Source organism: Legionella sp. 39-23 (assembly GCF_001897665.1).
Taxonomy (GTDB): domain Bacteria; phylum Pseudomonadota; class Gammaproteobacteria; order Legionellales; family Legionellaceae; genus Legionella; species Legionella steelei.
The window spans coordinates 87,398-103,667 of sequence record NZ_MKTO01000004.1 but is presented as its reverse complement, the minus strand read 5'-3'; the positions used below and the strand labels follow the sequence as shown (position 1 = coordinate 103,667).

Genomic DNA, 16,270 nt, shown 5'->3' with positions numbered 1-16,270 from the left:
AATGTAACAGTTCCCAACATTATGGATCAAAAATTGGAATAACTCGATTTAAAAAAGCATTTTGAACTTTTTAGGTATGAGATTAGCGAATACTCGGGTTGTATACAAATTGTTAGATTGAACCAGAATGCTGGGTTTTAGAGCACCTAAATGCAGTATACACCTGATATTTACATAGTGGCATGCATAAAAAATCAGCATTTTTTCAAGGTAGTAGAATTGTAAACAGCCACTATCCAATTCCTAATATTTTGTGTAGGATGATCGCGTTTTATAATGGAGAGGGATTAAATGTATAATGTAATGATTACTGGTGCAGGGAAAATTGGTAGCTTAATCGCTTGTTTATTATCAGACAGCGGTTCTTACCAGGTCCATTTAGTTGATATCGATTTTAATGGATCAGATGTAAAAAGGCTGTTGGAAGCGGTACCCCAAATTAAAACAGTAGCCTTAGATGTATGTGATAAACAGTCAACTCAAGCTTACATGGAAAAGCATAATATTGTTGCTGTTATCTCAAGCCTTCCTTATTTTTTAAATACCTATGTTGCTGAAGCTGCAAAAGCTGCAAAAGCACATTATTTTGATCTCACAGAAGATACAGCAGTTACAGAAGCAGTAAAGGCGATAGCTCTTGATGCAGAAACTGCGTTTGTGCCTCAATGTGGATTAGCTCCTGGATTTATCAGTATCGCAGCAAATAGTCTCATGCAGGAGTTTGAAGAGAACTACCATGTGAAATTACGTGTAGGCGCACTACCGCAAAATGCAAACAATGCACTCCAATATTCATTAACTTGGTCTACTGATGGGGTGATCAATGAATACGGTAACCCTTGTTATGCAATTAAATACGGAAAAGCAGTCACTTTGGCGCCTTTAGAAGGATTAGAAACGATCCAAATTGATGGTTGTGAATACGAAGCGTTTAATACCTCTGGTGGACTGGGAAGTTTGGCGGAGATGCATGCGGGTAAAGTACAAACCATGAATTATAAAACAATGCGTTATCCAGGCCATTGTTCAAAGATGCGCTTATTAATGAACGACTTGCGATTAAATCAAGACAGGCCTACTTTAAAACGCATTTTGGAAAACGCTATTCCCAAAACTTATCAAGATCTTGTTATTGTTTATGTTTCCGTTGAAGGAATGAAGCGTGGTGAGTTGACGGAAAAAAATTACGTGAAAAAGATTTATCCTGCGGAAATTCGTGGTTTGGAATGGTCTGCAATTCAAATCAGTACTGCCTCCGGTGTTTGTGCTGTGGTGGATTTGGTATTGGGACAATCTAATGAATATAAAGGCCTGGTCTTACAGGAAAAATTCCACTTGTCTGCCGTGTTAGAAAATCGCTTTGGCCGTTACTACGCGTAACCTGGAGTGTCGTTTACTGTTCCCGGGTTCGTAGAGTTCCCGGGTTACTATGGAGATAATGAATGGACATATTAAAACGTTTGAAAATTCATGCAGTTAATCCAGGTGCCTATAGTGGTCAGGGTTGGCAAAGTGGAGTTCATGAACATAAATTAATCTCTTATAATCCTGCAAATGGTGAAAAGCTTGCCGAAATAGCAACCTGCACTATGAAAGATTATGAAGAGGTAATGACTCGTGCTCAGCATGCAGCCCATGAATGGAGAAAAGTTCCTGCTCCTAAAAGAGGTGAAATAATAAGACAAATTGGTCAAGCCTTACGTGAGCATAAAGATGCCTTAGGTAGTTTGGTTTCTTTAGAAATGGGTAAGTCCAAGCAAGAAGGGGATGGTGAAGTTCAGGAAATGATTGATATAGCTGATTTTGCAGTAGGTCAATCACGAATGTTGTATGGTAACACAATGCATTCTGAGCGTCCCCAACACAGAATGTATGAGCAATGGCATCCATATGGCATTGTCGGGGTTATTTCAGCATTTAATTTCCCAGTTGCAGTTTGGTCTTGGAATGCTTTTCTTGCTGCGATTTGTGGTAACGTCACTGTGTGGAAACCTTCAGCAAAGACGCCTTTGTGTGCTGTAGCAGTGCAACATATTTGCAATGATGTGTTACGAGCGAATGATTGTCCTGAAATATTTAGTTTAGTTATTCCATCTGACCATGATGTAGTTGAAGCGCTTGTTAATGATCAACGTATCCCTCTTATTTCTTTTACTGGTTCAACAGCTGTAGGTAAGCAAGTTGCTGCAAAAGTTGCATCCCGATTAGGAAAGACTATTTTAGAGTTAGGGGGCAATAATGCGATAATTCTTGATGAGTCCGCCGATTTCCATTTAGCAATTCCAGGGATTGTTTTTGGAGCAGTAGGTACAGCCGGACAACGATGCACTTCTACACGTCGCTTATTTGTCCACCATGCTAAGTATGATTATGTTGTTGAGCGTTTATGTTTTGCCTATGAGCAAATAACAATTGGTGATCCTTTAGATAAGGTGAATTTGATGGGGCCTCTGATTGATAAACAAGCGGTAGATCAATTTAATCGAGCAATCGTTCGCATCAAAGAAGCAGGGGGACGAATCGTCTTTGGTGGTGAAACAGTGCCTCAACCAGGCTTTTTTGTACAACCTACTTTAGTATGTGATGTGAAAAATCATTGGGATATTGTGCAAGAAGAAACATTTGCGCCTATTTTATATGTTATGCCTTTTCAAACAATTGATGAGGCGATTGCTTTACAAAATCATGTACCTCAGGGTTTATCTTCAGCCATGTTTACCCAAAATTTAAAAAATGCAGAACATTTTTTAAGTGCTTGGGGAAGTGATTGTGGTATAGCCAATATTAATATAGGTACTTCAGGTGCTGAAATTGGCGGTGCATTTGGTGGAGAAAAAGAAACAGGCGGTGGTCGTGAATCTGGATCTGACTCTTGGAAAGCATACATGCGTCGACAAACCAATACGATAAACTGGGGAAATGAATTACCTTTAGCCCAAGGCATTCGTTTTGATTTGGTATAGTTGAAATTATAACTGCGCGAAGTATGGAGCTTGTTTCCATTCTGGCTCAAGATGGTAGAAATGTAAACAGGCCTTAAATTGTAGCCTGGGTGAAGCGAAGCGTAACCCGGGTTGTTTTGCACAATAAGAAACCCGGGTTACGCTTCGCTTCACCCAGGCTACTTTTTAATTAACGAGGAAAAAGAAATGCAGGGACCTTTTTTTATAAAAAAAGTTGCAGTTCTGGGAGCCGGTGTTATGGGAGCACAGATTGCTGCGCACTGTGTTAACGCAGGTATTGAAACCTTACTCTATGATTTGGCATCCAAAGAAGGAAACCCAAATGCATTGATCGATAAAGCAATAGCTAACTTGGGTAAGCTAAAACCTGCTCCGCTTGCAACAGCCCAAACTGCGGCGTTATTACAAGCACGTAACTACGAACAAAACCTCGCTGATTTATCTTCATGCGATTTAGTTATCGAAGCAATTGCTGAGCGCCTGGATTGGAAAGAAGACTTATACAAGCGTATTTCTCCATTTTTAGCAGAACACTCTATTTTAGTGAGTAACACATCGGGCTTAAGCATTAACTCTTTATGCTCCGTTTTACCTGAAGTGCATAGGAAAAATTTTTGTGGCGTTCACTTCTTTAATCCTCCGCGCTATATGCATCTTGCCGAGCTTATCCCTGCCAAAACTACGAATAAGGAATTAGTCGATCATTTGGAGACTTGGTTAACACGTTATTTGGGTAAAGGAGTCGTGCGTGCCAAAGATACACCTAATTTTATTGGTAATCGTATAGGTGTATTTTCACTTTTAACAACCCTGCATCATGCTGTTGCTATGGACATGGGATTGGACGAAGTGGATGCATTAACCGGCCCATTGTTGGGAAGACCTAAGTCAGCAACTTTTCGTACTATGGATGTTGTTGGCCTTGACACCATGCAACATGTAATCCATACCATGCAGCAACAGTTGCAAGATGATCCGTGGTATCACAGCTTTAAACTTCCTGAATGGCTTACTACTCTTATTAAAGAGGGGCATTTAGGGCAAAAAACTGGCCAAGGTATTTATAGAAAAAATGGCAAGATTATTGAGGTTTATGATATTAAATCTACAACATATCGGCCAGCACAACCTGTTGTGCATGATGATTTAAAAGCCATTATGGGTGAGTCTAATCCTGCTGTACGCATGCAAAAGCTGATCACTTCGGATAACAAACAAGCGCAATTTTTGGCTGCCTGCTTCAGAGATTTATTTCATTATTGTGCATATCACCTTGAAGCCATTGCGGACAATGTTCGAGACGTTGATTTGGCGATACGTTGGGGTTTTGGTTGGATGCAAGGCCCATTTGAAACATGGCAATTAGCTGACTTAACCAAGATGACACAGTATATTAACCAGGCTATAAAGGAAAAGTCATCACTGAGCACAGCACCATTACCTGGATGGCTTTTCGAAATCGATGCTTTCTATACGGAACAAGGTGCATACTCCCCGCAAATGAGTGCTTATCAGCCTCGAAGTCAATTGCCTGTTTACAAGCGTCAATTTTTTACTGACCGTGTTATTAAAGAAATAGCTCATCCTACGCCAGTAATTTTTGAAAATGAGGGTGTTCGCTTATGGCATTTACAAGATGATGTCGCTGTAGTGAGCTTTAAAAGCAAGGCGAACACAATTGGGCAATCAGTACTTGATGGACTGGAAGCTGCGATTGAAACTGCAGAGAAACAATGCCGAGGATTGATCATTTATCAACAAGACGCGAACAATTTCTGTTCCGGGGCTGATTTACGAGGTGTCTTAAATTTAATCAAAGACAATAAAATGCAAGCTTTGGACGATATGATTGCCCAATTTCAACGTGTGGCTTTACGTTTGAAATACAGTCCTATACCAACAGTAGCAGCTCTGAGAGGACGTGCTCTCGGTGGCGGTTGCGAATTAATGATGCATTGTGATGCGGTAATTGCTGCTTTTGAAGCTTATCCGGGACTGGTTGAGTTTGGGGTTGGATTGATACCCGCTGGTGGCGGATGCAAAGAAATGGCAATGCGAGCCGCACATCTGGCTCCTAAAGGCGATTTGATGACAGTACTTCAGAGTTACTACCAACAAATTGCTACTGCACAAGTTGCAAGTTCCGCTGCTGATGCAATGCAGATGGGGTATTTACGCAGTACAGACAGTTATGTGATGCATGCTGATGAAGTGCTCTATGTTGCCTTGGCCAAGATTAATTTGATGCATGCAGAAAATTATCTGCCTCCTTTAAAGAAACAGTTTCAAATCGCTGGAATTGAAGGTAAAGCACGATTACAAGCTGGTTTAGTGAATTGGTTGGAAGGTGGTTTTATTTCTCAACATGATTATTTCATTGCTACGGAGTTGGCGGCAGTGCTTTGTGGCGGCAATCTCAATCAAAATACTTTTGTTGATGAACATTGGATGCTCAAATTAGAGCGCGAAGCCTTTATAACCCTTGCTGCATCACCATTAACTCAAGCACGGATTAGTCATTTATTAGAGACTGGCAAGCCGTTACGTAATTAAGGGAGATTAAAAAATGACTAATGTATATATAGTTGACGTATTACGTACTCCTGTTGGTAAAGCACCACGTGGTGTATTTAAGAATACTTTACCTGATGATTTATTAGCGCATGTGATCAGAAATTTAATGGAGCGCAATCCATCAGTGGATCAGCAAGAAATAGGAGATATTGCAATAGGTTGTGCAATGCCTGAAGCAGAGCAAGGTATGAATGTGGCACGTATTGCCGCATTACTTGCTGATTTACCGCAATCTGTTCCAGCAATGACAATTAATCGTTTTTGTTCTTCTGGAGTACAAAGTATTGCTACAGCTGCAGAGACCATACGTTGTGGAGATATACACTTAGCACTTGCCGGTGGTGTTGAAAGTATGTCCATGGTACCTTTAGGTGGAAATAAATACACAGCAAACCCTGTTATATTTAATAATGAAGACGTTGCGATCGCATACGGCATGGGGATTACTGCAGAAAATGTTGCAAAACGTTGGGAAATTACCCGAGAGCAACAAGATGAGTTTGCTGCTGAAAGTCATAAAAAAGCTGTAGCGGCACAACAACGTGGTGACTTTAAAGCGGAAATTAGTCCTGTGGAAATTACGGTAAGACAGGCTGACTTAGCGAATGCCTCAACTTCAGTAAAGAAAAAATGGGTCAATGATGATGAAGGACCACGGGCAGATACTTCATACGAGGTCATTTCTAAATTAAAACCTGTTTTTGCCATGAAGGGAACAGTTACTGCAGGAAATAGTTCACAGACCAGTGATGGAGCTGGCATTGCTTTACTAGCCAGCGAACACGCTTTGCGCCAATACAATTTAAAACCGCTCGGACGATTGTTGAGCTACGCTGTAGCTGGTGTTCCACCTGAAATTATGGGGATTGGTCCCATCAAGGCGATCCCTATTGCCTTAAAGCGAGCAGGTATTACGTTAGATCAGCTTGATTGGATAGAGCTAAATGAGGCTTTTGCCGCCCAAGCATTAGCAGTGATTAAAGATCTTGATCTACCTCGAAGCAAGGTAAATCCTTTAGGTGGCGCTATTGCCCTGGGACATCCCTTAGGTGCTACAGGAGCGATAAGAACCGCTACTTTATTGCATGGTTTAAGAAGAACTAAAGGACGATATGGTATGGTAACCATGTGTATTGGTACAGGCATGGGAGCTGCTGCAATATTTGAGGCTTTATAGTAGGGCAGTTGTACTACCACTATAAAATTAATATTTAAACGAAGGTTGAGCCAAGGCCCAACCTTCGTTTATTGTCTCGTGAAGGCTATGCAATTTCATGTACAGTTATCAAAGGAGCTTGAAAGACAGCTTGCTCTCTTAAACACACGTTGTAAAGAAAAGATTTTTAAATAAGACGTTGCTTAGTTTTTATCGCGGAATATGATACGGCCTTTAGTTAAGTCATAAGGCGTTAGCTCAACTTTAACTTTATCACCAGTCAAAATTCTAATGTAATTTTTACGCATACGACCAGAAATGTGGGCAGTGATAACATGTCCATTTTCTAATTCAACACGAAACATGGTGTTGGGTAGGGTATCTATAACGGTACCAGCCATTTCTATATGATCTTCTTTTGCCATAGGTCTCTCAGTGATGTACCAAAATTTATAATGATTATTGGGTATAGCGTGTATACTGCACTAAAATGAAGAAAATGGCAATGTAAGCATGTCAAAATTTAACTGTTATATCATTGATCCTTGACATTTTATGGAAACTATTTTTTAAGATAAGTTTGAACCTAATGCTTTATTGATATTTAGGTGTCATGGTTGTTATAAATGCATCGCCGACATAGTCCGAAAAGTGCTTCTCTTTACTTGCTTGCGTATGATGCGGCCTAATAAGTCCTCTCAGATCAAAGTGTTCTTCTTCTTTTAAGTAATGACTTAACATCTTAATTTGCTCTGGGGCGGCTTTTTGGTCAAACAGAGTTTTTGCTGTATCGGCAAAACTTTGTATTTCCTTATCAAATTTGGCTTTGTCATGCATATATTTTGCTTTTACCTCTAGTGTATCAGTCAAGGCAGGTTCTTTAGGAGGCTTAGGAACCATTTTCCAACCATCGTGGGTTAAACCAAATCGGAGATTTTTTACCATATCCTGTTCTTGTGAGTAGTAGGAAACTTTCATGAATCCTAGAAAATGATCATCTTCTCTAATTAAAAAAACAGCTTTAGTTTCTTTTTTTTTGGCATCGTTGTTTTCTAAAACTACATGTAATTGATCGTTTTTAATTTTTCTGAAGATAACAGGAACCTTTGACTCTGGTTTTGATTCCATAGGGAAATACTCCGGCTTGTTTAATACAAACATTAACATTCCTTCAGATCATAATAGGCTAGAATGATAATGTACGACTCATATCGTATAATAATAGTACAATGTTATTGCTATTTGAAATATTAGAAGATGTTCCATAAACCGTGTTTTGTAGGATGTTGTAATGACAGGTGCAACATGTGAAGAAATTCTCTGCGCTCAATAATCTTAGCACCCAAACTTTGCAAATGATGTGTGGGAATTTGGCAATCGATAAAATCAAAGTTCCATTCTGCCAGTGTTTTACATAAATAGTAAAAAGCAATTTTTGATGCATCGGTCATCTTATGGAACATGGATTCGCCAAAGAAGGCACGGCCTAAGCTGAGCCCATACAGGCCTCCAACAAGTTCATTTTCATACCACACTTCGAAAGAATGTGCATAACCCATTTTATGCAAATGAGTATATGCCTCAATCATCTCTTGAGTTATCCATGTATTATTAATTCGGCCAGGGTTGGTAGCACATGCCATAATGACTTGACTAAATGCAGTATCCATCGTGAACTTAAAAGGTTTCTTTAATGACTTTTGCAAACTATGCGATATATTGAATTCAGTAGGGAGTAATATAAGTCTTGGATTTGGAGACCACCAAAGAATAGGTGTTCCTGGTTCGTACCAGGGAAAAACTCCTTGGCTATAAGCCTGAAGTATACGTTGAGGAGTTAAATCACCTCCAATGAATAATAAACCTTGATTATCACTAGTTTCAGGATTTGGAAAGGAGTAGTTTTCATTATAACTCAATACAATCTCCTAGATTTATCTGGAATTTTTTCTCTCACAGAGCATTATTCTATTCTACAATTATTATAAACAAGATTTGGAGGAAGCAATTGGATTATTTGTATAGTTTGGGGAATATTTTAATCCTTCTCAGTCTGTGCTTCAGGAAAGTACTGTTTATTCGTACCATATTTGTATTATCTGATTTATCGTTTTTGCTTTATGGGGCATTAGCTAATGTTCCTCCTGTTGCTTATTGGGGAATTGCGTCATTAGTCATTAATTTCGTACAGATTGGTATTTTGTTAAGAGATATGATTCCTAGAGATTTGCCTTATGATTTGCAACAAATAAAAGATTTATTTTTTTCAAGTATGCAAACGAGTGATTTTGTACGTCTGATTAAATTAAGTTATCGAGGGACTTCCAGTAATCAAGAAATACTACTTAAGGGAAGTCCTGTAGAAAACCTAATGTTGATTACTAAAGGGAAGGTCTATATTGAAGTAGAGGGGGGAATTCTTGAGCTAGGTCCCTATCACTTTATTGGTGAGATGAGTTATTTTCGAGATGGGAAAGCAAGTACTACAATCCATGCACATGAGCCTGTAGATTATTTATATTGGCGTTATACTGATTTGCATCGCTTACAAGAAAAAAAACCGCCTTTATTTATGAAAATGGTTGAGGCTATGGGTAAGGATATTATGCTGAAAATGCTTAGCCAACAAAAAGCACCTCCAGAGTCATCGGCATCGCAACCCGAGGGATAAATTTTATTCTTGGCAGAACCTGGGTTTCGCTGTGCTTCACCCAGGCTACATACGTTGTTTCTATACTTTACCTAAATTCAAATCCAAATACTGTTCTGCATCAAGAGCAGCCATGCAACCAAAGCCGGCAGAGGTAATTGCTTGTCGATACACATGGTCAGCCACATCACCACAAGCAAAGACTCCTGGAATGGACGTGCTGGTTGCCATCCCCTCTAGCCCCGATTTAATCGAAATATAACCATTATTCATGAGAAGCTGGTCTTTAAATAAATCGGTATTAGGTGTATGTCCAATAGCAATGAATACGCCATCTACATCTAATAATTCTTTTGTATCATTTTGTACATTGCGAATTAAAGCACCAGTGACTTTTTTATCATCGCCAATCACTTCATCCAGAGTAGAGTTCCATATAACTTTAATGTTGCCATTGCGTGTTTTTTCAAACAGTTTATCCTGAAGGATTTTCTCTGCGCGTAGACTGTCTCGTCGATGTACTAAAGTCACAGTGGAGGCAAGATTTGATAAATAGAGTGCTTCTTCAACTGCAGTATTTCCTCCACCAATAACACAAACTGCTTTATTACGGTAAAAAAAGCCATCGCAGGTGGCACAGGCAGAAACGCCTCGACCTTGATAAGCTGATTCTGATTCCAATCCCAGGTAACGTGCAGAAGCGCCTGTTGCAATGATCAGCGCATCACAAGTATAAGTTTCGGTATCACCGTGAAGAGTAAATGGTGCTTGTTTTAAATTCGCTTTAACAATATGATCAAAAATGATTTGGGTTTCAAAGCGTTCTGCATGTTTTTGCATTCGCTCCATTAGGGCAGGGCCTTGTAACCCCTCAATGTCTCCAGGCCAGTTATCAACATCTGTGGTGGTCGTTAGTTGACCTCCAGGTTGCATTCCAGTAATTAAAACTGGATGAAGATTGGCTCTTGCGGCATAGACCGCAGCGGTGTAACCTGCTGGTCCTGAACCTAATATAATTAAGCGATGATGATTGCTTGAGCTCATTGTCTCTGCCTTCCTTAATATTTTAATATTTTGTGTTAAGATGGCGAATATTATGACAAAAACAAAGATATGAAAATACCTATGGAAAAACAACAGTCAGGAAAAAAAGCGAGAGGTTCTAAAAATCATATGCCTAACTATGTTGTAAAGCGGCTTAGTGAGGGTAGTTTTATACTCATTTTAACAAGTGCTCTTTTTGTGCTCTTGTCATTATTCACTTATAAAATCAGCGATCCTGGATTGTCACATGCTTCAAGAGCTGGGGCCATTATTGCGAATTCAGGGGGGCAAGTTGGTGCTTATATTGCGGATGCACTTTATTTTGTATTTGGATATTTTGCATATTTGGTACCGATGGCTTTTGTTTATATCTCCTGGGCGTTATTACAAGATTTACGTGCTTTAAAGAGCCTTGATCAACGTGTTTTACTGCTTCGTTCCGTTGGTTTAATGCTTATGTTTGCTGGAGGATGTGGCTTACTAAGTCTTGAGGCTGAAATGAATCAATTGGACTCCATCCATGGCGCCGGAGGATTTATTGGGCAAGCTGTTGGTGGGGGTTGGTACCAAATGCTCAATTTGCATGGCGCAAGCTTAGTTTTATTAGCGATGCTTTTGGTGGGTACTACCTGGCTGACTGGTTTGTCATGGATAAAGGCGACCGAGCTGATTGGTTATTATACTCTATTCGTAGTGAATTACATTTCTAAAGCAGTGCAGAAAACGGCCTTTTTGATTAAGGCATTTACTGAGCGAACTAAGTCAAATGAGGTTACACCCCCCCAAAAAATGCCTCGAGAAAAACCTGCCCCTAAATTATTTAAGTCAAGAGCAGAAAAAGAGCAGGAGGTGAGTATAGCCCCTCCTGCGTTAATTACTCATGAGATAAAACCTGAAATTGTCAAACCAGTTCCAGTTAAAGAAGTAAAAGAAATTCGTATTCCTAAAGTAAGCATCTCAGGTGATTTGCCCTCTTTAACTTTGCTAGACAAAGGTGAGCCGGGTAAACCTATGGGGGGATATACACACCAAGAGTTGGAGAATGTATCACGAGAGGTAGAGCAACACTTACTCGATTTTGGTATCCAAGCGGGTGTAGTAGCAGTGCATCCAGGACCTGTAGTAACCCGTTTCGAATTACAATTGGCTGCAGGTATCAAAGTGAGCAAGCTGACTGCTTTGGCTAAAGATCTAGCTCGTTCGTTATCTGTAATTTCAGTACGTGTTGTCGAAGTAATCCCAGGTAAGACTGTAGTGGGTTTGGAGCTGCCAAATCATTCACGAGAAGTTGTTCGACTTTCGGATGTTTTATTGGCCGATGTATATCAGCAGGCTCATTCGCCAATTACTTTGGCTCTGGGTGTGGACATTGCTGGCCATCCTGTAGTTGTTGACTTAGCAAAAATGCCTCATTTATTGGTCGCAGGGACAACTGGATCTGGTAAGTCAGTTGGTATTAATGCCATGATTTTAAGTATTTTGTTTAAGGCAACTCCTGACCAGGTACGCCTAATTATGGTTGACCCTAAGATGTTGGAATTATCTGTTTATGATGGCATTCCACATTTATTAACTCCTGTTGTTACCGATATGAAAGAGGCCGCCAGTGCTTTGCGTTGGTGTGTTGAAGAAATGGAGCGTCGTTATAAATTGATGGCTGCTTTAGGGGTAAGAAACTTGGCAGGTTTTAATAGCAAAATCGCCGAAGGGATCAGTAATGGTCAACCCATCGTTAATCCTTTATGGAAGCCCGTTGATTCAATGGATGAAACAGCTCCAGAGTTGGAACTATTACCATACATTGTCGTCGTCATTGATGAGCTGGCTGATATGATGATGGTTGTGGGCAAGAAGGTAGAGCAGTTAATCGCACGCATCGCTCAAAAGGCACGTGCTGCGGGAATTCATATGATTCTAGCGACCCAAAGACCTTCGGTAGATGTTTTGACTGGGTTAATTAAATCAAATATTCCGACACGAATTTCATTCCAAGTTTCGTCAAAAATTGATTCTCGTACTATATTAGATCAACAAGGTGCTGAACAATTATTAGGGCATGGAGACATGCTGTATTTGGCACCGGGAAGTGGGGCGCCTTTACGAGTTCATGGTGCTTTTGTTGATGATAAAGAAGTGCATCGCATTGCGGATGATTGGCGTGCTCGTGGAGCGCCTGATTATATTGATGATATTTTAAAGCTGACTGGGGATGGAAATGAGGGTGGTTCTGATGAGGATGGACAATCTGCCGAGGATGATGATCCTCTTTATGATCAAGCTGTAGAGTTCGTTATTCAAACACGTAAAGCCAGTATTTCTGCTGTACAGCGACGTCTAAAAATAGGCTACAACCGTGCAGCACGAATGGTTGAAGAAATGGAACGAACAGGAATTGTAGGTCCACTAGATGGTGGTTATCGAGATGTCTTAGTGTCATCTGTGACGGAGGATTAATTATGAAAAAAATATTAATCGCATTACTTTTAAGTGTTTCTACAGCTGTATTTAGTGAAACCCCTGATGTGTTACTGCAGGCTAAATTAAATGGAATTCGTTCCATGACAGCTGTTTTCAAGCAAACAGTAAAAGCAAAGCATCGGGTAATATCTACTTCATCAGGAACCATGGCATTACAAAGACCTGGTCGATTCCGTTGGCAAACTGCACAACCGATGGCGCAATTAATGGTTGCTGATGGTCAGAAAATTTGGGTCTATGATAAAGACTTAGAGCAAGTAACCGTTAAAACACAACGAAAAGGTTTGGGGGGGACGGCTGCTTTATTCTTAAGTGGTTATGATAACACCGTAACCCGAGATTTTAATGTGAGTCAGAGTACTGTAGGTAATAACCTGGTCTTTGATCTGAAGTCAAAATCATCTAAAGCAAATTTTCAACGTATAAAACTGGTATTTCGTCAAAATAATCTCACTGGGTTGGAGTTATACGATCAATTAGGCCAAGTGACTACCGTTCGATTATCAGAAATTAAATTAAACCCGAAATTGGCAACCAGTTTATTTCAATTCAAAACGCCAAAAGGGGTTGATGTGGTACAGCAATGAGTTTGTTTGAGACAATGCCCAATACGCCACTAGCAGAACTTTTAAGACCCAAAAGTCTGGATGAAGTGATTGGGCAAAGTCATTTATTGGGTGATGGTAAATCTTTGCGACTTAGTTTTGCGAGTAAAAAACTTCATTCGATGATTTTATGGGGGCCACCAGGAGTTGGTAAAACAACAATTGCCCGTATTGCTGCTGATGCATTTGATTGCGACTGGATTGCACTTTCTGCAGTTTTCTCAGGAGTTAAAGATATTCGTGCAGCGGTTGAGCAAGCTCAGGATAATTTAACCCACGGTAATCACACAATATTGTTTATCGATGAAATTCATCGTTTTAACAAAGCCCAACAAGATGCGCTATTGCCTTACACCGAATCAGGTTTGGTCACTTTTATAGGGGCTACAACAGAAAATCCTTCTTTTGAAGTGAATTCCGCTTTGTTATCGCGTGCTCAGGTTTATGTTTTAAAATCTTTGACTGATGAAGAGTTGAGACAATTGTTTCAAAAAGCATATCAAGCAGTTTTATCTCCTATTCAATTCGATGATGCTGCACTAGAAATAATCATTGGATTTGCTGATGGTGATGCACGACGATTATTGAATAGCCTTGAACAATTGCATGCTGCGTGTACTGCATTGAATAATGTGCATGTGACTAAAGAATTTGTAATGAATGCTCTGGCGGAACAAGTCAGGCGTTTTGATAAAAGTGGGGAAAATTTTTACGATCAAATTTCGGCGCTGCATAAGTCAGTGCGTGGTTCTAATCCGGATGCTGCACTTTATTGGCTCTGTCGTATGTTCGATGGGGGAGTAGACCCTCGTTATTTGGCGCGACGTATTGTGAGAATGGCTTGGGAAGATATTGGCCTAGCTGATCCCCGTGCCGCCCAAATTGCAAATGATGCAGCAGTGACTTATGAACGATTAGGTTCTCCTGAAGGAGAACTCGCATTGGCACAAGCGGTCATTTATTTGTCAATCGCTGCAAAAAGTAATGCGGGCTATGTTGCTTTTAACCAAGCGATGGATTTTGTAAAGCGAGATAAATCGCGAGAAGTTCCTGTTCATTTGCGCAATGCACCTACACGCTTAATGAAAGAGTTAGGATATGGAAAAAAATATCGTTATGCTCATGATGAGCCGCATGCGTATGCAGCTGGAGAACATTATTTACCAGAAGGAATGCAGGATCCTGGATGGTATAAACCCGTACCACGTGGTTTGGAACTAAAAATAGCAGAGAAACTTGCCTTTTTAAAATCACTGGATGAAAAGAATCAGAAGTCATAATCTGCAATGTAGCCTGGGTGCTTGCAACCGGAGGCGCTATTCATTATCAGTCCTGGCTGCAAGCAACCAGGTTAGCTCAGATCTCGTTTTATAATTTACAATCCACCACATTCCAATTTGACTCAACGATATTTGCTCCTGCTTCATGATATCGACTGTAGTTAAACATCAATGGTTTGTCATGACTAAAAAAAGGTGCGTATGAATTTCTATAGGTTATTGGGTTATCTGTTAGGAAGACAGAGCAAGTATTTGGCAACAATTGTGCAACGCTTTTTATATTTTTATAACGCGAACTCCCACTAATGTATCCGTGATCAAAACCTAAGAAAGCCAGATAAGGTTCTCCGTGACTTTCTTTTTCAATAATTTTTGCTGCAAAACCATTGAAGCTACGAATTCTGAATTGGTCATCTCCATCTAAGTATTTACTCTGAAAGCTTTTAATATAAGATAAAATTGCAGGATAAGAGTCTAGAGCAACTACGCGTATACCTGCTTTTTTGGCTGCCTTTACAATAGCAGTATAACCGGAAAAGCCACAATCACTAGCCAAGTCTTTACAATGTAAATAAGCCGCTAATTCAGTAGGAAGTTCTTCATGGGGGCTATTAAAATACTCATCAAGTAATTTTTGATGACGATCATAAAGGAGAAACTCAAAAAACAAAGTTTTTACACCTAATTGTTTAAAATATTCTAAATTTTCTGCGAGGAATTTTTTGGGAAATTTATGATGATGAATTTCACAAAGATAAATTCCCAAGGAAGTTGCGTTTTTATTTTTTAACTCATTGAATGATTTTTTTAAGGCTTCCTTTCTTTGCGGTACTGATAAATAAGAATGTGATGCTTGGGAGAAGCTCCAACAATTATGGGGATAATTTTTTTGCTGTGATAAGTCAACGGATAATTGACATAAAGATTTAATTTCAGAGACATATTCTTCTGCTGATTTATGATGCCAAAGCACATAGTGATTGCCTTCCCAGCTTGAACTAAAAGGCTGTTGTGTTAGATGGAGTTGCAGCTTGTTATCAAAATTTGTATACGTGATTAAAACATCCAGCTCATCTGGATGGTAATCAAAATGAATTTGTCGTTTCTCATCATCAAAATAAATTTTGATGTGTTCCAACGGAAAGCCTTTTATAACCAATGCAACAATTAAGTCCTGATAGCATTGTTTGATGATCGGATAATCGATTTCATCAATAGACTCGTTGTTTACCCCTTTTAAAATGCATATGCTCATAGATAAGCCCTCTAATGTGTAACAAGGGCGCTTTTTTTTAGAGTATATCCTGAACACTGGTATTGGGAATGCGAGGTTATAGCGCCATATTCGACAGCGCATGCCCAACCTGAAAAACAGTGTTCAGGTTGGGCATGTGCATAGTCATGTTAAGACGCATTAGTGTCATAAAATCACATTTATTGATTAATTTAATATCAATAGGAGTAACATGGTTATTATTTAATGTCAATAAAAAGAGGGAGCAAAGTTTAATATAATTAAT

The 16,270-nt window shown here is 39.6% G+C and carries 13 protein-coding genes; 8 read left to right on the top strand and 5 right to left on the bottom strand.

What is annotated here, in order from left to right:
• Positions 1 to 291: 291 nt before the first annotated feature.
• From BGO44_RS01615 to BGO44_RS01600, 4 genes are all read left to right on the top strand, one after another.
• On the top strand, positions 292 to 1,380 hold the full coding sequence (locus tag BGO44_RS01615; protein WP_058512412.1) for a saccharopine dehydrogenase family protein: 1,089 nt from the start codon (positions 292 to 294) through the stop codon (positions 1,378 to 1,380).
• A gap of 62 nt (positions 1,381 to 1,442) precedes the next feature.
• Positions 1,443 to 2,963 (top strand): L-piperidine-6-carboxylate dehydrogenase, encoded by a 1,521-nt coding sequence (amaB, locus tag BGO44_RS01610; protein ID WP_273199176.1) that lies wholly within the window; start codon positions 1,443 to 1,445, stop codon positions 2,961 to 2,963.
• A gap of 186 nt (positions 2,964 to 3,149) precedes the next feature.
• Positions 3,150 to 5,516, top strand: coding sequence for a 3-hydroxyacyl-CoA dehydrogenase/enoyl-CoA hydratase family protein (locus BGO44_RS01605; protein ID WP_273199179.1), 2,367 nt, complete (start codon positions 3,150 to 3,152; stop codon positions 5,514 to 5,516).
• A 13-nt stretch (positions 5,517 to 5,529) separates the two neighbouring features.
• Positions 5,530 to 6,714: an acetyl-CoA C-acyltransferase gene (locus tag BGO44_RS01600; protein ID WP_273199181.1), complete on the top strand. Its 1,185-nt coding sequence runs from the start codon at positions 5,530 to 5,532 to the stop codon at positions 6,712 to 6,714.
• 182 nt (positions 6,715 to 6,896) lie between these two features.
• Here BGO44_RS01600 and infA read toward each other — a convergent pair whose 3' ends face one another.
• The 3 genes from infA to aat form a co-directional block, all read right to left on the bottom strand.
• Positions 6,897 to 7,118: a translation initiation factor IF-1 gene (gene infA, locus BGO44_RS01595; RefSeq protein ID WP_019233117.1), complete on the bottom strand. Its 222-nt coding sequence runs from the start codon at positions 7,116 to 7,118 to the stop codon at positions 6,897 to 6,899.
• 169 nt (positions 7,119 to 7,287) lie between these two features.
• Positions 7,288 to 7,854: a hypothetical protein gene (locus BGO44_RS01590; RefSeq protein ID WP_237760528.1), complete on the bottom strand. Its 567-nt coding sequence runs from the start codon at positions 7,852 to 7,854 to the stop codon at positions 7,288 to 7,290.
• Between the two features lie 89 nt (positions 7,855 to 7,943).
• Positions 7,944 to 8,612 (bottom strand): leucyl/phenylalanyl-tRNA--protein transferase, encoded by a 669-nt coding sequence (gene aat, locus BGO44_RS01585; RefSeq protein WP_273199193.1) that lies wholly within the window; start codon positions 8,610 to 8,612, stop codon positions 7,944 to 7,946.
• Between the two features lie 89 nt (positions 8,613 to 8,701).
• On the opposite strand from aat, the gene BGO44_RS01580 reads away from it, so the two are divergent.
• Complete coding sequence (locus BGO44_RS01580) at positions 8,702 to 9,364, top strand: cyclic nucleotide-binding domain-containing protein (RefSeq protein WP_058512417.1); 663 nt, start codon at positions 8,702 to 8,704, stop codon at positions 9,362 to 9,364.
• A 60-nt stretch (positions 9,365 to 9,424) separates the two neighbouring features.
• On the opposite strand, the gene trxB is transcribed toward BGO44_RS01580, so the two are convergent.
• The gene (gene trxB / locus BGO44_RS01575) at positions 9,425 to 10,387 is read right to left on the bottom strand and encodes a thioredoxin-disulfide reductase (protein ID WP_058512418.1); all 963 of its coding nucleotides are present in this window, start codon (positions 10,385 to 10,387) and stop codon (positions 9,425 to 9,427) included.
• A gap of 81 nt (positions 10,388 to 10,468) precedes the next feature.
• Between trxB and BGO44_RS01570 the strand changes: the two genes are divergently transcribed.
• From BGO44_RS01570 to BGO44_RS01560, 3 genes are read left to right on the top strand one after another with little or no spacing between them, the layout of a single operon-like run.
• Entirely contained in the window at positions 10,469 to 12,841 is a 2,373-nt protein-coding gene (locus BGO44_RS01570) for a DNA translocase FtsK (RefSeq protein ID WP_273199196.1), read from the top strand.
• Between the two features lie 2 nt (positions 12,842 to 12,843).
• On the top strand, positions 12,844 to 13,452 hold the full coding sequence (gene lolA, locus BGO44_RS01565; RefSeq protein WP_058512420.1) for an outer membrane lipoprotein periplasmic chaperone LolA: 609 nt from the start codon (positions 12,844 to 12,846) through the stop codon (positions 13,450 to 13,452).
• Positions 13,449 to 14,750: a replication-associated recombination protein A gene (locus BGO44_RS01560; protein WP_058512421.1), complete on the top strand. Its 1,302-nt coding sequence runs from the start codon at positions 13,449 to 13,451 to the stop codon at positions 14,748 to 14,750. The genes lolA and BGO44_RS01560 overlap by 4 nt, the downstream gene beginning before the upstream one ends.
• Positions 14,751 to 14,838: 88 nt before the next feature.
• Here the strand turns inward: BGO44_RS01560 and BGO44_RS01555 are convergent, their stop codons facing one another.
• On the bottom strand, positions 14,839 to 16,005 hold the full coding sequence (locus BGO44_RS01555) for a TraB/GumN family protein (protein WP_058512422.1): 1,167 nt from the start codon (positions 16,003 to 16,005) through the stop codon (positions 14,839 to 14,841).
• Positions 16,006 to 16,270: the final 265 nt, after the last annotated feature.

Excerpts from the sequence above, each read along its gene's own strand:
- lolA (WP_058512420.1), top strand. The coding sequence starts at position 12,844 with ATGAAAAAAATATTAATCGCATTACTTTTAAGTGTTTCTACAGCTGTA.
- BGO44_RS01605 (WP_273199179.1), top strand. The coding sequence starts at position 3,150 with ATGCAGGGACCTTTTTTTATAAAAAAAGTTGCAGTTCTGGGAGCCGGT.
- BGO44_RS01555 (WP_058512422.1), bottom strand. The coding sequence starts at position 16,005 with ATGAGCATATGCATTTTAAAAGGGGTAAACAACGAGTCTATTGATGAA.
- BGO44_RS01615 (WP_058512412.1), top strand. The coding sequence starts at position 292 with ATGTATAATGTAATGATTACTGGTGCAGGGAAAATTGGTAGCTTAATC.
- trxB (WP_058512418.1), bottom strand. The coding sequence starts at position 10,387 with ATGAGCTCAAGCAATCATCATCGCTTAATTATATTAGGTTCAGGACCA.
- amaB (WP_273199176.1), top strand. The coding sequence starts at position 1,443 with ATGGACATATTAAAACGTTTGAAAATTCATGCAGTTAATCCAGGTGCC.
- BGO44_RS01590 (WP_237760528.1), bottom strand. The coding sequence starts at position 7,854 with ATGTTTGTATTAAACAAGCCGGAGTATTTCCCTATGGAATCAAAACCA.
- BGO44_RS01600 (WP_273199181.1), top strand. The coding sequence starts at position 5,530 with ATGACTAATGTATATATAGTTGACGTATTACGTACTCCTGTTGGTAAA.
- infA (WP_019233117.1), bottom strand. The coding sequence starts at position 7,118 with ATGGCAAAAGAAGATCATATAGAAATGGCTGGTACCGTTATAGATACC.
- BGO44_RS01560 (WP_058512421.1), top strand. The coding sequence starts at position 13,449 with ATGAGTTTGTTTGAGACAATGCCCAATACGCCACTAGCAGAACTTTTA.
- BGO44_RS01570 (WP_273199196.1), top strand. The coding sequence starts at position 10,469 with ATGGAAAAACAACAGTCAGGAAAAAAAGCGAGAGGTTCTAAAAATCAT.